Below are 15,899 nucleotides of genomic sequence, written 5' to 3'. Positions count from 1 at the left end.
CCGCCGACGGCGCGGTGGTCGAGGGCGACAGCGCGGTGAGCGAGGCGATGCTCACCGGCGAATCGCTGCCGGTATCGAAAACCGTGCACTCGAGAGTGGTCGGCGGCAGCCTCAACCAGGCCAGCCCGCTGGTGGTGCGGGTGGACAAGCTCGGCGCCGACACCCGGCTCGCCTCCATCGTGCGCCTGCTCGACCGCGCGCAGAGCGAGAAACCGCGCATCGGCCAGCTGGCCGACCGCGCCGCCGCCTGGTTCGTCGGCCTGCTGCTCTTGATCACCGTTGCTGTAGGGCTGGTCTGGTACGCCATCGACCCGTCGAAAGTGCTGTGGATCGTGGTATCGATCCTGGTCGTCACCTGCCCCTGCGCGCTCGGGCTCGCCACCCCCGCCGCGCTGACCACCGCTACCGGCCGGCTCACCCGGCTGGGCCTCTTGACCACCCGCGGCCACGCGCTGGAAACCCTGGCGCGCGCCACCGACCTGGTGCTCGACAAGACCGGCACGCTCACCCACGGCCGCTTGAGCGTGCGCCGCGTGGTGGCGCTGGGCGGACGCAGCGAAAACGAGGTCGGCGCCATCGCCGCCGCGCTCGAAGCGGGGTCGGAACATCCGATCGCGCGTGCCCTGCGCCAAGACCGCCCGGAGGGCGAGCGTCTGGTGGCGTACCCCTCGCGGGTGTTGAGAGAGGCCGCATCGCCGGCCGTCACCGCCAGCGGCATCCGCAACACCCCGGGGCGCGGCGTCGAAGGCACCATCGCCGGCCGCAGCTATCGTCTGGGTTCGCCGAGCTTTGCCGCCGCCGGCGCAACGCCGCCCGCACCCGGCGGCGGCGAGTGCCCGGAAAACGGGCACCAGCACGCTGAAGGGCATGAGAGCTGGGTGGCGCTGGCCGACGAATCCGGGCCGATAGCCTGGTTCGCGCTGGCCGACGTCCCGCGCGCGGATGCCGCCGCCGCGCTCGCCGCGCTGCGGCAACAGGGCCTGCGCCTGCATCTGGTGTCGGGCGACGCCGCGGGCGCGGTACAGGCGACCGCACGACAGCTCGGCATCGAGGAATGGCGCGCCGGCGCCCTGCCGGAAGACAAGCTCGCCTACGTCAATGCGCTGCAGCAGCAGGGCCGCATCGTCGCCATGGTGGGCGACGGCATCAACGATGCGCCGGTGCTGGCCGGCGCGCAGGTGTCGATTGCCATGGGCGAAGGCGCCGACGTCGCGCAGGCCGCCGCCGACATGGTGATGCTGGGCAGCCGGCTGGCCACGCTGTCCGAAGGCGTCGCGCTCGCCCGCAAGACCCAGCACATCATCCGCCAGAACCTCGGCTGGGCGCTCGGCTACAACCTCATCGCCATTCCCGCCGCCGCGCTCGGTTACGTCACGCCATGGATCGCCGGCATCGGCATGTCGGCCAGTTCCCTGCTGGTGGTGCTGAACGCGCTCCGGCTCTCCAATTTCAGGCAGCCCGCCGATGACGGCAGCCTCAAGGCACAAGACCCAAGGCTCGAAGCGCAAGAGGCGAGTCCCTGAGCATGGACATCCTGATCCTGCTCATCCCCTTGAGCCTCGTCATCGTCGGCGTCATCGCCTGGATCATGCTGTGGGCAGCCAAGAACGGCCAGTTCGACGACCTCGAAGGGCCGGCACACAGCGTCATCATGGACGACGATACCCCGCCCAAGCCGAACGATCCGGCCAAGCCCTGAGGCCCGATCGCGTATGCTGTGAATCGCCCTTCCATTTCGCAGCCGGCTCCCCCATGACGCCCCCCCTTCTCTGGTATTTCGCCGACCCCATGTGCTCATGGTGCTGGGGGTTTTCGCCGGTGATCGAAAGCCTGCGCGACGACTATCGCGAGCGCATGAAGATCGCACTGGTGCTGGGCGGCCTGCGGCCCGGGACCACCGCGCCGATGACGGCGGCGGACCGGGAAGAAATCCTGCATCACTGGCGTCAGGTACACGAGCGCACCGGACAGCCCTTGTGTTTCGAGCACGCGCTGCCGGAAGGTTTCATCTACGACACCGAACCCGCCAGCCGCGCCGTGGTGACGGCGGGCATCCTCGACCCGGCCCTGATCTTCGCCATGTTCAAGGCCATCCAGACGGCGTTTTATGCCGGGGGACACGACGTCACCCGGCCCGGCGTGCTGGCCGAGCTGGCGGCCGGCCTCGGCATGGACGCGCAGGAATTCCTGCGCACGTTCGACAGCGACGAAGTCCGCGCCGTAACCCGGGCGCATTTCCGGCAGGCACGCCAGGCCGGAGTGCGCGGCTTTCCCGCGTTGATCCTGCAGCAGGGCACGCAGCTGCACCCCATCGGCAACGGCTGGCAGCCGCTGGACGCAGTGCGCGCGGCAATCGAGGCGCGACTCGCCGCATGATGCGCGCAGCCTTGCCCGCCCTGTGCCTGCTGGGGTCGCTCGGCGCCGGCGCTTCTCCTCCCCCGCCGCCGATGATCGACGCCCACGCGCATTACTCCGCCCCCGACGCAACCGAGTTTTCCCCCGCCGCCATCCTGGCCAGGCTCGATGCCGCCGGGGTGCGCCGGCTGGTGGTGACGAGTTCGCCGCCGCAACTGGCACAGCGCCTGTACCGGCATGCGCCCGGCCGCATCATTCCGCTGCTCGGCGTCTATGCGTCGGATCGGGACAAGGGCAGCTGGGTGCACGACGCCGGTCTGCCGGCGCGGGTCGCCGCGCAGCTGGAACACGGCAACTGGGCGGGCATCGGCGAACTGCATCTGTTCGCCAGCGACGCCCGGCAGCCGGTGTTCGAGCAACTGGTGCGGCTGGCGGCCGCACGCAGGCTGGTGCTGATGCTTCACGGCGACGCCGAAGTGGTCGAACACGCGTTCGTCATCGCGCCCGAGGTGCGGGTGCTGTGGGCGCATCTCGGCACCCGGCCGCAGCCCGGGCCGCTGGCCGCCATGCTGGATCGTCATCCCGCCACGCTCTGGATCGACACCTCGGTGCGCGACGAGCGCATCGCGCCGGGCGGCGCGTTGCTGCCGGAGTGGCGCGCGCTATTCGAGCGCTATCCCGATCGCTTCGTGGCGGCGGTGGACACCTTCAGCGCGAACCGCTGGCGCCACTACGCAGCCGTGGTGGCGCAAATCCGCGACTGGATCGAGCCGCTGCCGCCGCCGCTGAAAAACCGGCTGCTGCATGACAATGCGGCGCAGCTGTTCGACGCATTTCTGCCGTCCCCCGCTCGCCCGTAAAATCCCCCCACCCACACTCTGGAGCTTTTCCGATGACCCGTTTCTCCCTGTTTTACACCACGCTGTTTCTCGGCGCGCTGATGTTCGGCGCCACCGGCTGCGGCGCCAGCGAACCCGGCAAGCAGACCGTTTCCACCGCCCCCGCTGCCGGCCAGCCGGCCAACCCGCGCGTGCTGATCGAAACCAGCAAGGGCAACATCACCGTGGAACTGTTTCCCGGCAATGCGCCGCAGTCGGCGGCGAATTTCCTCAACTACGTGAAAAGCGGGTTTTACGACGGCCTGGTGTTTCATCGCGTGATCCCCGGCTTCATGATCCAGGGCGGCGGCATGACGCCGGACATGGCGGAAAAACCCAACGGCAAACCCATCCGCAACGAGGCCGACAACGGCCTGAAGAACCTGCGCGGCACGCTGGCGATGGCGCGCACCGGCGATCCGCATTCGGCGACCTCGCAGTTCTTCATCAACGTGGTGGACAACGCGCTCCTCAACCATCGCGGCCAGAGCGTCGCCGGCTGGGGCTATACGGTGTTCGGCCAGGTGGTCGACGGCATGGGCGTGGTCGACGCCATCGTCGCGGTGCCGCGTGGCAGCCGCGGGCCGCACGACGACGTGCCGCTCGAAGCGGTCGTGATGCAGCGCGTCAGCGTGCTGCCCGCGGTACCCGCCCCCACCGCAGCGCCGAAGCAGTAAGGCCCGGCCTGTCTTCCACCGCCAAACTGCTGCTGCTCGCGCTGGCCGCACCGGCATCGATCGCGCTCGGCCTGCTGGCCGGTGCGCTGCCGGCCGACCGCGAACTGGCACTGCAGATCCTCTCCGAGCTGCGCGGGCCGCGCGTGGCGGCGGCCTTCGCCTGCGGCGGCCTCTTGGCGCTGGCCGGCGCGCTGATGCAGACGCTGTTCCGCAATCCGCTGGCCGAGCCCTACCTGCTCGGCGTCTCCGGCGGCGCGGGGCTGCTCGCCCTGCTCGGCATGGCGGCCGGGCTGGCATGGCCATGGGTGTCGGCGCTGGCGTTCGCCGGCAGCCTGCTGGCACTGGCGCTCGCCGCCGCGCTCGGCGGGCGAATGCTGGCGCGCGACCACACCCCGCTGCTGCTCGCCGGGGTGATGCTGGCGGCAGGCTTCGGCGCCCTGATCGCGCTGGTGCTTTCGGTCGCGCCGGCCGAGCGCCTGCCCGGCATGCTGTTCTTCCTGATGGGCGACCTGGCGTGGACCGGCAACGCCTCGATGCTGTGGGGCGCGCTGCTGCTGGCGGTGATCGCCGTGCTGGTGCTCTCCAGGCGGCTCGACGTGCTGCAGCTGTCGCCGCTGAAAGCCGCTTCCCTGGGCGTGGCCGTCGCCCCCACCCGCTGGATGCTGTTCGTCCTGGCCGGCGCCTGCACCTCGCTGGTCGTCGCCCAGGCCGGCAGCATCGGCTTCGTCGGCCTGATGGTGCCGCACGCCTTGAGAAAGCTCGGCTTCGCCGGACACCGCGTCCTGCTGCCGGCGTGCGCGCTGGCCGGCGGCAGCCTCTTGGTGCTCGCCGACGCGCTGGCGCGCACCGCGATCGAGCCGCGCGAACTGCCGGTGGGGGTGCTCACCGCGCTGCTCGGGGTGCCGATGATGCTGTGGCTGTTGAGAAGACCTTGAGTTCCTTTTCTTAGAACTTCCAAGCGCATTTAAGCGGTAGCATTGCCACCAAAAGGGAAAACACATGACCGCATTGACCCTGCATCTGCCCGACGACCAGCACGAACGCCTGCGCACCCAGAAGGGAGCCGGCAAGACCGCGCGTGGCCTCGATTTGCTGGACAAGGCGGCGAGCAAATAGCCAATCCGAACGAGCGAACACGCTGAGCCAACTCGCGTGTTCACCACAGAACAAATTGGCGTGAATCCTCCCACATTGAACACACCATCGCAGAAAGGGAGAAAAGGTGGTGCAGAAGCCCACGCGATGCAGGCCGCAGGGATGCCCCCTGTCCTGATGGAGAGTATTTCTTGAGCCTGATCGCCCACCGGCTCACGCTACGCACAGTCACCCGCACGCTGGTCGACGCGCTCGACCTCGCCCTCGAATCCGGTGAAGTGCTCGGCATCCTCGGCGCCAACGGCGCCGGCAAGTCGACGCTGCTAACGGTGCTGGCCGGTCTTGCTGTTCCCGCACACGGACAGGTCACGCTCGACGGCCAGCCGGTGGTTGGCCTGCCGCCGCTCGCCCGCGCGCAGCACCTCGGGCTGCTGCCGCAGGGCGACGAAGGCGGATTCTTCGGCTGCGTCGCCGACTTCGTCGCGCTCGGGCATTTCCCGTTCGACGGCTCTCCCGACCTTGCGCCCCACCTCGCCGCGTGGGAACTCGCCGATCTCGCCGACCGCCCGCTCGACACCCTCTCCGGCGGCGAGCGCCAGCGCGCGCGGCTGGCGCAGCTGGCGGTGCAGCAGGCGCGCATCGCGCTGCTCGACGAGCCGCTGACCCATCTCGACCCGGCGCATCAGGCGCGGCTGCTGGCCTGGGCGCGCGGCGAAGCCGACACCGGCCGCAGCGTGGCGCTGACGCTGCACGACCCCAACTGGGCGGCCTGCCACTGCGACCGCCTGCTGTTCCTCTACGGCGACGGGCGCTGGCAGCTGGGCACGCCGGCCGAACTGCTCACCCCGGCGTCGCTCGAAGCCCTGTACGGCCCCGGCACCGCGGCATTGTGGCGGCAAGGCCGCTGAATCCAGCCTGTATAATTGTATTTTGTCCCGCATCGCCCGCCTCCGCGCATCCCAATGATTCGTCGCATCATCAGCAAAGTATTCGGCCGCAAATCGCGTGCCTCCGGCGCACAGATCCTGCCGCAGTCCAAACACGGCATCCGCCGCGAGCAGATCGACGACTGTGCGCTGAAAACCTGCGAAACGCTGGCACAGGCCGGCTTCAAGGGCTATCTCGTCGGCGGCGCGGTGCGCGATCTGCTGCTGGACAAGACGCCGAAGGATTTCGACGTCGCCACCGACGCCACCCCGGAAGAGGTGCGGCGGCTGTTCCGCCGCTCGCGCATCATCGGCCGGCGCTTCCAGATCGTGCACGTGATGTGCGGCCGCGCGACCATCGAGGTCACCACCTTCCGCGCCAACGGCCAGAAGGAAGCGGAGGACGACGACGAGCGGCCGACCGACGAACACGGCCGCCTGCTGTCCGACAACGTGTTCGGCAGCATGGTGGACGACGCCGCGCGCCGCGACTTCACCATCAACGCGCTGTATTACGATCCCGAACGCGAGGAAGTGCACGACTATTTCGGCGGCGTGGCCGACTGCAAGACGCGCGTGCTGCGCATGATCGGCGACCCCGAAACGCGCTACCGCGAAGACCCGGTGCGCATGCTGCGCGTCGCGCGCTTTGCCGCCAAGCTCGATTTCCACATCGATCCCGACACCCGCAAGCCGGTCGCCACGCTGGCGCCGCTGCTGGCCAACATTCCGCGCGCGCGCATCTTCGACGAGGCGCTGAAGCTCCTGATGTCGGGCCACGCCCTGCGCGGCGTCCACCAGCTGCGCACCGAGGGCCTGCACCACGGCATGCTGCCGCTGCTGGATACGATTCTGGACGACCCCACCGGCGAGCGCTTCATCAACGCTGCGCTGAAAACCACCGATGCGCGCATCGCGCAGGACAAGCCGGCCTCGCCGGCCTTCCTGTTCGGCACCCTGTTGTGGCCGCAGGTGTTGCAGCGCTGGCGCGCGCTCGAAACGGCCGGTGAAAAGCCGCAGCCGGCGCTGTTCGCAGCGATGGACGAAGTGCTCGATGCGCAGCGCGGCCAGCTCGCCATCCCGCGCCGCTATGACGGCATGATGAAGGAGATCTGGGCGCTGCAGCCGCGTTTCGAGCAGCGCGGCGGGCAACGCCCGTATCGCCTGCTGGAGCATCCGCGCTTCCGCGCCGCCTACGATTTTCTGCTGCTGCGCGCCGAATCCGGCGAGGTCGCTGCCGAGCTCGGCGAATGGTGGACGCGCTTCCAGGAAGCCGGCGAGGACGAACGCGCCGCCATGCTGCTGGCTGACAGTTCGCCCAAGCCGCGCCGCCGCCGCAAGCGTAAGAAGCCGGGCGATGCCGGTGGCGAGGCGCATCCCGCATGACCATCCTGGCCACCATCGGCCTGGGCGCCAACCTCAACGACCCGGCGGCACAGGTGGAATACGCGCTGGCCGAGCTCGACCGCCTGCCCGCCACCCGGCTGCTGACGCGCTCCAGCCTGTACGCCTCGGCCCCGGTGGGCTACATCGACCAGCCCGATTTCATCAACGCGGTGGCGCAGGTCGAGACGTCGCTTGCGCCGCGCGCGCTGCTCGCCGCGCTGCTCGACATCGAACACCGCCACGGCCGCGAGCGCAGTTTCCGCAACGCCCCGCGCACGCTCGATCTCGACCTCTTGCTCTACGGTGCCGCGCATTTCCACGAAGAGGGCCTGACGCTGCCGCATCCGCGCATGAGCGAGCGCGGTTTCGTGCTGCTGCCGCTGCTGGAAATCGCGCCCGACACGCTGATACCCGGCCGCGGCCGTGCCGCCGACTGGCTCGCCGCGTGCGCGGACCAGAATGTCGCCGTGCTTCCCCCGCCGGCTGCCGCCGTCAACGCATGAGTCTCGACCGCTACCGCTACGTCGTCGTCGAAGGTCCGATCGGCGCCGGCAAGACCAGTCTCACCCACAAGCTGGCCGAGCGCCTCGAAGCCGGCACCCTGCTGGAAAACGCCGGCGACAATCCCTTCCTGCCGCGCTTCTATCAGGAGCCCCGGCGCTACGCGCTGCCGACGCAGCTGCACTTCCTGTTCGACCGCTCGCGCCAGTTGCGCGAGCTGGCGCAGGGCGACCTGTTCCGCGCCGGCACGGTGTCGGATTTCCTGATCGACAAGGACATGCTGTTCGCGCGCATGAACCTCGACGACGACGAGTTCGAGTTGTATCAAAAGGTCTATGCCGACCTCGCCCTGCAGGCTCCGACCCCCGACCTGGTGATTTATCTGCAGGCACCGGCCGAGGCGCTGCTGGAGCGCGTCCGGCGCCGCGGCGTGGAATACGAACACGGCATGGATGCGGGCTACCTGCAACGCCTCGCCAACAGCTACAGCGAATTCTTCCATCGCTACGACGCCGCCCCCCTGCTGATCGTCAACACCAGCAACCTCAACTTCGCGGAAAGCGAAGCCGATTTCGAGTTGCTGCTGGAACGCATGAGCAAGATGCGCGGCCCGCGCGAGTTTTTCAGCCGGGCGGCGTAAACCGAATATGGCAATCACGCTTTCCACTCTCAAAACCATGCACGGCAACGACGAAAAGATCGCCGTGCTCACCTGTTACGACGCCAGCTTCGCGCGCGTGCTCGACGCCGCCGGAGTCGACGTGCTGCTGGTCGGCGATTCGCTCGGCATGGTGGTGCAGGGCCACGCCTCGACGCTGCCGGTGAAACTCGCCGAGATGGCTTATCACACGCGCTGCGTCGCCGCCGGCACCGAACGCGCCTTCATCGTCGCCGACCTGCCGTTCGGCAGCTACCAGCCTTCGTCCGAGCGCGCGTTTTCCGCCGCCGCGCGTCTGATGGCGGCAGGCGCGCACATGGTCAAGCTGGAAGGCGGCGCGGTGATGGCCGAGACGGTCACATTCCTCACGCAGCGCGGCATCCCGGTATGCGCGCACCTCGGCCTGCTGCCGCAGTCGGTCAACCAGCTCGGCGGCTACCGGGTGCAGGGGCGCGAGGACGCGGCGGCGGCGCAACTGATGGCCGACGCGCGCGCGCTGGAAGCGGCCGGCGCCGCCCTCATCGTGCTGGAAATGGTGCCCGCCGCGCTGGCGAAGGCCGTCACCGGGGCGCTCGCCATTCCCACCATCGGTATCGGCGCCGGCGCCGACTGCTCCGGCCAGGTACTGGTGCTGTACGACATGCTGGGGCTGTATCCGCGCGCGCCCAGGTTCTCGAAGAACTTTCTCGCCGGCGCCGACGGCATCGAAGCGGCGGCGCACGCCTACGTCGCCGCAGTGAAGGACGGCAGCTTCCCCGCCGCCGAACACGCGTTCTGATGCAGGTTCTCCATAGCGCAGCCGAGTTGCGCGCCGCGCTCGCCGGCGAAACCGGCACCGCGCTGGTGCCGACCATGGGCAACCTGCATGCCGGCCACGTGTCGCTGGTCGAACTGGCGAAGCAGCACGGCAGCCCGGTGGTCGCGAGCATTTTCGTCAACCCGCTGCAGTTCGGTGCCGGCGAGGATTTCGAGCGCTATCCGCGCACGCTTGCCGCCGACTGCGACAAGCTCGCTGCCGCCGGCTGCGATATCGTGTTCGCGCCCGATGTCGTCGAGGTGTACCCGGCGCCGCAGACGTTCACCGTGCAGGTAGCCGACAGCCTGGCGAACGACCTCTGCGGCGCGTTCCGTCCCGGCCACTTCAGCGGCGTCGCGACGGTGGTGCTGAAACTGTTCAACCTGGTGCAGCCGCGCGTGGCGGCGTTCGGCAAAAAGGATTTCCAGCAGCTGCTGGTCATTCGCGAGATGGTGCGGCAGTTCAACCTGCCGATCGGGATCCTGGCCGGCGACACGCTGCGCGAAGCCGACGGGCTGGCGATGAGTTCGAGGAACGGCTATCTCTCGCCGTCCGAGCGCGACCGGGCGCCCGCGCTGCAGCGCGAGCTCGCCGCCATCGCCACGGCCGTTCAGGCGGGCGGCCGCGAGTACGAGGCGCTGTGCGGTGCTGCCGCCCGCCACCTGGAAATGGCCGGCTGGGATGTCGATTACATCGCGCTGCGCGACGCCGCCAGCCTGCGGCCCGTCGATGCCGCCACCCGCCGCGCGGTGGCGCTCGGCGCGGCCCGGCTGGGAAAAACCCGGCTGATCGACAACCTCGAGATTGCCTTGGGCAATCCACTCTGAAGTTTTATAATGTCACCCCTTTCCTATTGAGGGCACCGTCATGCAAAGAACGATGCTCAAGTCCAAGCTGCACCGGGCGACCGTCACGCATTCCGAGCTGCATTACGAAGGCTCGTGCGCTATCGACGAAGCCCTGCTGGACGCGGCCAACATCCACGAATACGAGCAGATCCAGATCTACAACGTCACCAACGGCGAGCGTTTCACCACCTATGCCATCCGCGCGGCGCGCGATTCCGGCATCATTTCGGTGAACGGCGCGGCCGCGCACAAGGCCGACCCGGGCGACCTCGTCATCATCGCCACCTACTCGGCCTACAACGAACTGGAACTGGCGCGCTATGCGCCGGAACTGGTGTACGTCGACGCGGACAACCGCATCCTGGACACCCGCCAGGCGATTCCGGTGCAGGCGGCGTAGGCCACAACGCGCAGCCAGCAAAAAAGCCGGGGATCCCCGGCTTTTTTGCTGGCATTGATTCGGGCGTTGCTGCCGCCACGTGCAGGCTCCAGTGGCAGCAAGCCGCCACGACTGCCTGGCCCTGAGACGTTGCCGGCGACGAGTGTGGGCCCGCAATGGAATTGAACGGCCCCGATCGAACGGGCCGATTCACGTCAGCCCGCGGGGTGCGCCTTGGAGGGTCGGCCGGCTCGGCTTATTCCGCCAACGATTCCCGGATCTTCTTCGCCAGATCGGGGCTTTGGGGGGTCAAATGCACCATCCAGTAGTGGGACTTGTCTGCCGTGGGCCGGCCCCGATGCGAGTACCCCGTCTTCAGGATGAATGAGTTGTCCTTCGGATTCACGCTGTACAAGCCATCGCTCTTGTCCAAATCCCAATAGAACGGGCTTGCAAATGGCTTCCCCCGGAAGAAGTTTCCCGGGGTCGAGACACCCTTGCTGGTGTCCCATTCGATCTTCAGGCGGCGTCCCTGCAATAGCGAAATCGTGGCGTTTTGGATGTCCTGGCTATTCTGAACGACCGGCTCTCCATACACCCAATACTGCTCGATCCTCACCTTTGCCGAGGTCTGCATTATCACTGCCGCTTCGGCTGCCGGCTCGGCTGCGGGCTGGGCCTGGCGGGGTTGCTCCGGCTGGGGCGCCGGCAGCTTCGCTTGCCCACCCGCCTTGAGGTCGTTCCTGATGACCGACGACACCGTCTCGTCGGCAAAACCCGCCTCCTTGAGCCGCACTACCCTATCGACGTTGGCGTAATCGCTTTCAACCATGAAGCGGATGACATCCTCGCCAAGGCCAGACGCCTTCAGCCGGGTCAGTTCCTCGGTGGTCAATGCAGCCAGTGCCGCCCCGGAGGAAACCAGGGCAATGGCTCCAATCAAGAAAAAGCATTTCGTCTTCATTCCAGAGATCACGGTCAAATTCCTCATTCAAACAATCGGTCGATGGCTCAACTACGTGGGGGAAAGCAAGCGGGGAAATGCAGGGCAGGTCACGGTTTCAATACTTGGGAAACACTCGGCCGGAGACGGATTGATTATGCCCCAGTTTGGCTTGGCCGACGAAGGGCGCGATTCGGGCTGGCAGACGGCCGGCTTCGGCCTTATGCGATTCGATCAAGCCGCAAGCGAGGCGGCCGTTCCGCACGGCGGGCATACGCGCCTATTTCAGCTTCCAGATCTCGTCGTTGTATTCCCGCATGGTGCGGTCGGTCGAAAAGAAGCCGCTCGATGCGGTGTTGAGGATGCTCATGCGCGTCCAGCCGGCCTCGTCCTGCCAGGCCTGCGCCACCCGTGCCTGCGCATCGACGTAGCTGCGGAAATCCGCCAGCACCATCCAGGGGTCGTGCGGACTCAGCAAGGTGTCGAGAATCATGTCGAAGATGCCCGGCTCGTATAAATTGAAATGGCCTGATTTCAGCAGCTCGATCACCTCGCGCAGGTCGGGGTCGTTGTCCACGTAGCTCTGCGGCTGGTAGTGCGGGCGCAGCGCCTCGATTTCCTCGGCGTGCAGGCCGAACAGGAAGAAGTTGTCCTTGCCCACCGCGTCGAGAATCTCGATGTTGGCGCCGTCGTAGGTGCCGATGGTGACGGCGCCGTTCATCATGAATTTCATGTTGCCGGTGCCGGACGCCTCCTTGCCCGCGGTCGATATCTGCTCCGACAGGTCGGTCGCCGGCGCGATGACTTCCATGCTGGTCACCCGGTAGTTGGGCACGAAGGCCACCTTCAGGCGGCCGTCGACGTCGGGGTCGCTGTTGACCACGTCGGCCACGCTGTTGATGAGCTTGATGATGCGCTTGGCCATCGCGTAGCCGGGCGCGGCCTTGCCGCCGATCAGCACGCAGCGGTCTGCCCAGCCGTCCAGGCGTCCACGATTGACGCGGTTGTACAGATGGATCACGTGCAGCACGTTGAGCAGTTGCCGCTTGTATTCGTGGATGCGCTTGACCTGCACGTCGAACAGCGCGTCCGGGTTGAACTCCACCCCGCACCTGGCCTTGACCAGCACGGCCAGGCGTTCCTTGTTGGCGCGCTTCACCGCGCGCCATTCGGCGTGGAAAGCGGCATGGCTCGCCTCCGCCAGCGGCTTCAGCCGTTCCAGCTGCGACAGATCGGCGATCCAGTCATCGCCGATCTGTTCGCTGATGAGCGCGCTCATGCCGGGGTTGGCGTGCGCCACCCAGCGGCGCGGGGTGACGCCGTTGGTCTTGTTGTTGAACTTGCCCGGCCACAGGTCGACGAAGTCGCGGAACAGCCCTTCCTGCAGCAGGCGGGAATGCAGCGCGGCGACGCCGTTGACCGAAAAGCTGCCGACGATGGCGAGCCAGGCCATACGGATCTGGCGCACCGGCCCCTCCTCGATGATCGACATGCGGCGGCGGCGGTCGATGTCGCCCGGCCATTTCACCGACACTTCGCGCAGGAAGCGCGCATTGATTTCGTAGACGATCTCCAGCAGGCGCGGCAGCAGGCGCTCGAACAGCGCCACCGGCCAGCGCTCCAGCGCCTCCGGCAGCAGCGTGTGGTTGGTGTAGGCCATGCACTGCGTGGTGATCGCCCAGGCCGCGTCCCACTGCATGCCTTCCTGGTCGAGCAGCAGGCGCATCAGTTCGGCCACAGCGACGGAAGGATGGGTGTCGTTCATCTGGAACACGTTGTGCTCGGCGAATTCGGACAACTCGCTGTTGCCCGCCGCACGCCACTGGCGCAGCGCATCCTGCAGGCTGGCCGAGGCCAGGAAATACTGCTGGCGCAGGCGCAACTCCTTGCCGCTTTCGCTGCTGTCGTTGGGATACAGCACCATCGAGATGTGCTCGGCGTGGTTTTTCTCCTGCACCGCCTCGGAGTAGCTGCCGGCATTGAATTCGTCGAGGTCGAATTCGTCGGTGGCGGCGGACTTCCACAGGCGCAGCGTGTTCACGGCATGGTTGCGGTAGCCCGAAATAGGCATGTCGTACGGGATCGCCAGCACATCGCTGGTGTCCACCCAGCGCGCACGGTGGACACCGGCCTTGTCGTGATAGTGCTCGGTGCGGCCGCCGAACGGCACACGGCAGGTGAACTCGGGGCGCTCGACTTCCCACGGATTGCCGTCGCGCAGCCAGTGGTCGGGGTCTTCGACCTGATAGCCGTTTTCGATGTGCTGGTGGAACATGCCGTACTGGTAATGCAGACCGTAGCCCATCACTGGCAGGTTGAGCGTCGCGCAGCTGTCCATGAAGCACGCCGCCAGCCGCCCCAGGCCGCCGTTGCCCAGGCCCGCGTCGGGCTCCTGTTCGGCCACCGCCTCCAGCGTCTGGCCGAACCGGTGCAGCGCCTCGCGCGACGCCTCGTCGAGCCCCAGATTGAGCACGTGGTTGGACAGCGCGCGGCCGATCAGGAATTCCAGCGACAGGTAATAGCCGCGCCGTCTGCCCGGCTGGTCGCGCGCGGTATAGGTATTCATCCAGTCCGCCATCAGGCGGTCGCGCAACGCCCAGGCCAGCGCCTTGTAGGTGTATAGCGGCGGACAGTCCCGCACGCGCCCGAGGTGGTAGAGCTGATAACGCTGGACATCATGCATGAGCGCTGCGCCGGTCCCCGGCAGCGGCTTCAGCGCGATGGCACGGGAGGCGGCGGTTTTCTCGTCTGGCATAGTGGATCCCGCAGAGGTCATGTCGAATAAAGGGCAAGGTAGCGGCCGGCGCTCTCCGACCAGTCGAACGACTGGCGCATGCCGGTCTGCTGCAGCCGCCGCCACTGCGCGGGCTGGCGATAGAGGCCTAGCGCGCGGCGGATGGCGTCCAGGAAGGCCGCCACGTCGGCAACGTCGAACACGAAACCGGTGGCGCTGCCATCCTGCAAGGTAGCCTCGGTCGCATCGACCACGGTGTCGGCCAGCCCGCCGGTCTTGAAGACGACGGGCGGCGTGCCGTAGCGCAGGCTGTACATCTGGTTCAGGCCGCATGGCTCGAAGCGCGACGGCATCAGGAACAGGTCCGCCCCGGCCTCGATCTGGTGCGCCAGCGGCTCGTCGTAGCCGATCTCGACGAATACCCGCTGCGGGTGCTGCTTGGCCAGCCGCGTGAACTTCTGCTCGTACATTGCCTGGCCGCTGCCCAGCAGCACCAGGCGCACGTCGGTCTCGGCGAGCAGCACCGGTATCGCGGCGAGCACCCAGTCGATGCCCTTCTGCTCGACCAGCCGCCCTACCAGTCCCAGCAGCGGCGCCTGCAGGGCGGCCTCATCGGGCTGCGGCAAAAAGCGTTCGAGCAGCGCCTGCTTGTTGCGCCGCTTGCCGGGCTGGATGCGGCTCATCGAGTAATGCGCGGGCAGGTGCGGATCGGTGGACGGGTTCCATATCCGGGTATCGATGCCGTTGAGGATGCCGTGCAATTTGTATTGCCGCGACAACAGCAAGCCGTCGAGTCCGTAGCCGAATTCGGAGGTGCAGATTTCCTCTGCGTAGCCAGGGCTCACCGTGGTGACGGCATCGGCATACACGATGCCCGCCTTCAGCATGGAAAAGCCGCCGTGGAACTCCGCCCCCTCGGGCGACCACCAGTGGCTGGGCAACTGCAGGCGCACGAAATCGCTGCTCGGGAAATAACCGCCGTAGGCGAGGTTGTGAATGGTGAACACGGTTTTCGGACGCAGCGGCTGGTCGGCCAGAAACGCCGCCACGAGGCCGGTCTGCCAGTCGTGCGCATGCACCACCGCAGGCTGCCAGCCCAGCTCCAGCGCGTCCTGCGCCAGCAGCGCCGCCACCCGCGCAAACACCGCGAAGCGCTCGGCATTGTCGGGCCAGTCCTGGCCGCCGGCATCGACATAGGGATTGCCTTCGCGGTCGAACAGCGGCGGGCAGTCGACCACCCACAGCGGAAAGGCAAAATCGGGATGGCGCGCTTGCAGGATGCGCGCGCCGACCATGCCCTCGGCACCGCGCACGTCGAACCAGCCGAGAATGCGCATCTGGCCGAGCTGGCGCAACAGCGCGCGATAGCCCGGCAGCACCAGGCGGATGTCGGCGCCGCGATCATGCAAGGCATGCGGCAGGCTGTAGAGCACATCGCCCAGCCCGCCGGTCTTGACCAGCGGATAGGCCTCGCTGGCCACGAACAGGATTTTCATTGCTCCGCGTTTCATTGTTCTTTTCCGTGTTCTTGTTGATTCGATTCAACTGCAGGGTTTGAGGAAAATCGCCCCCAATGGCGGCAGCGTCACCTCGACGGAATGCTCGAAGCCCATCCAGGGCAGATTCTCGGCTTGCAGGGGCCGGCCATTGCCGAGGTTGCTGCCGCCGTAATACATCGAATCGGTATTCAGCACCTCGCACCACGCCGCAGCCGACGGCACGC

General features: G+C 67.4%; 17 protein-coding genes. 13 read left to right on the top strand and 4 right to left on the bottom strand.

Features of this window, described 5'->3' with window-relative positions; translation table 11 throughout:
- From BGO62_RS15825 to panD, 13 genes are all read left to right on the top strand, one after another.
- The coding region (locus BGO62_RS15825; RefSeq protein ID WP_296644327.1) for a heavy metal translocating P-type ATPase at positions 1-1,523 on the top strand (1,523 nt) is incomplete at its 5' end.
- Between the two features lie 2 nt (positions 1,524-1,525).
- On the top strand, positions 1,526-1,699 hold the full coding sequence (ccoS, locus tag BGO62_RS15820) for a cbb3-type cytochrome oxidase assembly protein CcoS (protein ID WP_296644323.1): 174 nt from the start codon (positions 1,526-1,528) through the stop codon (positions 1,697-1,699).
- Between the two features lie 53 nt (positions 1,700-1,752).
- Entirely contained in the window at positions 1,753-2,376 is a 624-nt protein-coding gene (locus BGO62_RS15815; protein WP_296644320.1) for a DsbA family protein, read from the top strand.
- Positions 2,373-3,215, top strand: coding sequence for a TatD family hydrolase (locus BGO62_RS15810; protein WP_296644317.1), 843 nt, complete (start codon positions 2,373-2,375; stop codon positions 3,213-3,215). Before BGO62_RS15815 ends, BGO62_RS15810 begins: the two co-directional genes overlap by 4 nt.
- 32 nt (positions 3,216-3,247) lie before the next feature.
- Positions 3,248-3,910: a peptidylprolyl isomerase gene (locus tag BGO62_RS15805; RefSeq protein WP_296644314.1), complete on the top strand. Its 663-nt coding sequence runs from the start codon at positions 3,248-3,250 to the stop codon at positions 3,908-3,910.
- Positions 3,911-3,918: 8 nt separating this feature from the next.
- Positions 3,919-4,845, top strand: coding sequence for an iron ABC transporter permease (locus BGO62_RS15800; protein WP_296644330.1), 927 nt, complete (start codon positions 3,919-3,921; stop codon positions 4,843-4,845).
- Between the two features lie 351 nt (positions 4,846-5,196).
- Positions 5,197-5,913 carry an ABC transporter ATP-binding protein gene (locus tag BGO62_RS15795; protein ID WP_296644312.1) on the top strand — a complete coding sequence of 239 codons (717 nt, stop codon included), beginning with the start codon at positions 5,197-5,199 and terminating at the stop codon, positions 5,911-5,913.
- 54 nt (positions 5,914-5,967) lie between these two features.
- Entirely contained in the window at positions 5,968-7,317 is a 1,350-nt protein-coding gene (gene pcnB, locus BGO62_RS15790) for a polynucleotide adenylyltransferase PcnB (RefSeq protein WP_296644309.1), read from the top strand.
- Positions 7,314-7,820, top strand: coding sequence for a 2-amino-4-hydroxy-6-hydroxymethyldihydropteridine diphosphokinase (gene folK / locus BGO62_RS15785; protein ID WP_296644307.1), 507 nt, complete (start codon positions 7,314-7,316; stop codon positions 7,818-7,820). The genes pcnB and folK overlap by 4 nt, the downstream gene beginning before the upstream one ends.
- Positions 7,817-8,458: a deoxynucleoside kinase gene (locus BGO62_RS15780; RefSeq protein ID WP_296644304.1), complete on the top strand. Its 642-nt coding sequence runs from the start codon at positions 7,817-7,819 to the stop codon at positions 8,456-8,458. Before folK ends, BGO62_RS15780 begins: the two co-directional genes overlap by 4 nt.
- 7 nt (positions 8,459-8,465) lie before the next feature.
- Positions 8,466-9,254 (top strand): 3-methyl-2-oxobutanoate hydroxymethyltransferase, encoded by a 789-nt coding sequence (gene panB, locus BGO62_RS15775; RefSeq protein ID WP_296644301.1) that lies wholly within the window; start codon positions 8,466-8,468, stop codon positions 9,252-9,254.
- Entirely contained in the window at positions 9,254-10,099 is an 846-nt protein-coding gene (panC, locus tag BGO62_RS15770; protein WP_296644298.1) for a pantoate--beta-alanine ligase, read from the top strand. Before panB ends, panC begins: the two co-directional genes overlap by 1 nt.
- Before the next feature lie 40 nt (positions 10,100-10,139).
- A complete protein-coding gene (panD, locus tag BGO62_RS15765; RefSeq protein WP_296644295.1) occupies positions 10,140-10,520 on the top strand; it encodes an aspartate 1-decarboxylase in 381 nt (126 codons plus the stop codon).
- A gap of 235 nt (positions 10,521-10,755) precedes the next feature.
- Here panD and BGO62_RS15760 read toward each other — a convergent pair whose 3' ends face one another.
- The 4 genes from BGO62_RS15760 to BGO62_RS15745 all read right to left on the bottom strand — a co-directional run.
- Positions 10,756-11,490, bottom strand: a complete 735-nt coding sequence (locus tag BGO62_RS15760; protein WP_296644290.1) for a hypothetical protein — start codon at positions 11,488-11,490, stop codon at positions 10,756-10,758.
- 232 nt (positions 11,491-11,722) lie between these two features.
- The gene (locus BGO62_RS15755) at positions 11,723-14,197 is read right to left on the bottom strand and encodes a glycogen/starch/alpha-glucan phosphorylase (protein WP_296644288.1); all 2,475 of its coding nucleotides are present in this window, start codon (positions 14,195-14,197) and stop codon (positions 11,723-11,725) included.
- A gap of 17 nt (positions 14,198-14,214) precedes the next feature.
- Positions 14,215-15,672 (bottom strand): glycogen synthase GlgA, encoded by a 1,458-nt coding sequence (glgA, locus tag BGO62_RS15750; protein WP_296644286.1) that lies wholly within the window; start codon positions 15,670-15,672, stop codon positions 14,215-14,217.
- 45 nt (positions 15,673-15,717) lie between these two features.
- On the bottom strand, positions 15,718-15,899 hold a 182-nt coding region (locus tag BGO62_RS15745; RefSeq protein ID WP_296644284.1), incomplete at its 5' end, for an alpha amylase C-terminal domain-containing protein.

Origin of the sequence: Thiobacillus sp. 65-1402 (genome assembly GCF_001897685.1) — a bacterium.
Taxonomy (GTDB): domain Bacteria; phylum Pseudomonadota; class Gammaproteobacteria; order Burkholderiales; family Thiobacillaceae; genus Thiobacillus.
The sequence above is the reverse complement of the archived record's forward strand: the minus strand, read 5'-3'. Positions and strand labels throughout refer to the sequence as shown.

Excerpts from the sequence above, each read along its gene's own strand:
- glgA (WP_296644286.1), bottom strand. The coding sequence starts at position 15,672 with ATGAAAATCCTGTTCGTGGCCAGCGAGGCCTATCCGCTGGTCAAGACC.
- BGO62_RS15780 (WP_296644304.1), top strand. The coding sequence starts at position 7,817 with ATGAGTCTCGACCGCTACCGCTACGTCGTCGTCGAAGGTCCGATCGGC.
- pcnB (WP_296644309.1), top strand. The coding sequence starts at position 5,968 with ATGATTCGTCGCATCATCAGCAAAGTATTCGGCCGCAAATCGCGTGCC.
- BGO62_RS15755 (WP_296644288.1), bottom strand. The coding sequence starts at position 14,197 with ATGCCAGACGAGAAAACCGCCGCCTCCCGTGCCATCGCGCTGAAGCCG.
- ccoS (WP_296644323.1), top strand. The coding sequence starts at position 1,526 with ATGGACATCCTGATCCTGCTCATCCCCTTGAGCCTCGTCATCGTCGGC.
- BGO62_RS15815 (WP_296644320.1), top strand. The coding sequence starts at position 1,753 with ATGACGCCCCCCCTTCTCTGGTATTTCGCCGACCCCATGTGCTCATGG.
- folK (WP_296644307.1), top strand. The coding sequence starts at position 7,314 with ATGACCATCCTGGCCACCATCGGCCTGGGCGCCAACCTCAACGACCCG.
- BGO62_RS15810 (WP_296644317.1), top strand. The coding sequence starts at position 2,373 with ATGATGCGCGCAGCCTTGCCCGCCCTGTGCCTGCTGGGGTCGCTCGGC.
- panC (WP_296644298.1), top strand. The coding sequence starts at position 9,254 with ATGCAGGTTCTCCATAGCGCAGCCGAGTTGCGCGCCGCGCTCGCCGGC.
- panD (WP_296644295.1), top strand. The coding sequence starts at position 10,140 with ATGCAAAGAACGATGCTCAAGTCCAAGCTGCACCGGGCGACCGTCACG.
- panB (WP_296644301.1), top strand. The coding sequence starts at position 8,466 with ATGGCAATCACGCTTTCCACTCTCAAAACCATGCACGGCAACGACGAA.
- BGO62_RS15805 (WP_296644314.1), top strand. The coding sequence starts at position 3,248 with ATGACCCGTTTCTCCCTGTTTTACACCACGCTGTTTCTCGGCGCGCTG.
- BGO62_RS15760 (WP_296644290.1), bottom strand. The coding sequence starts at position 11,490 with ATGAGGAATTTGACCGTGATCTCTGGAATGAAGACGAAATGCTTTTTC.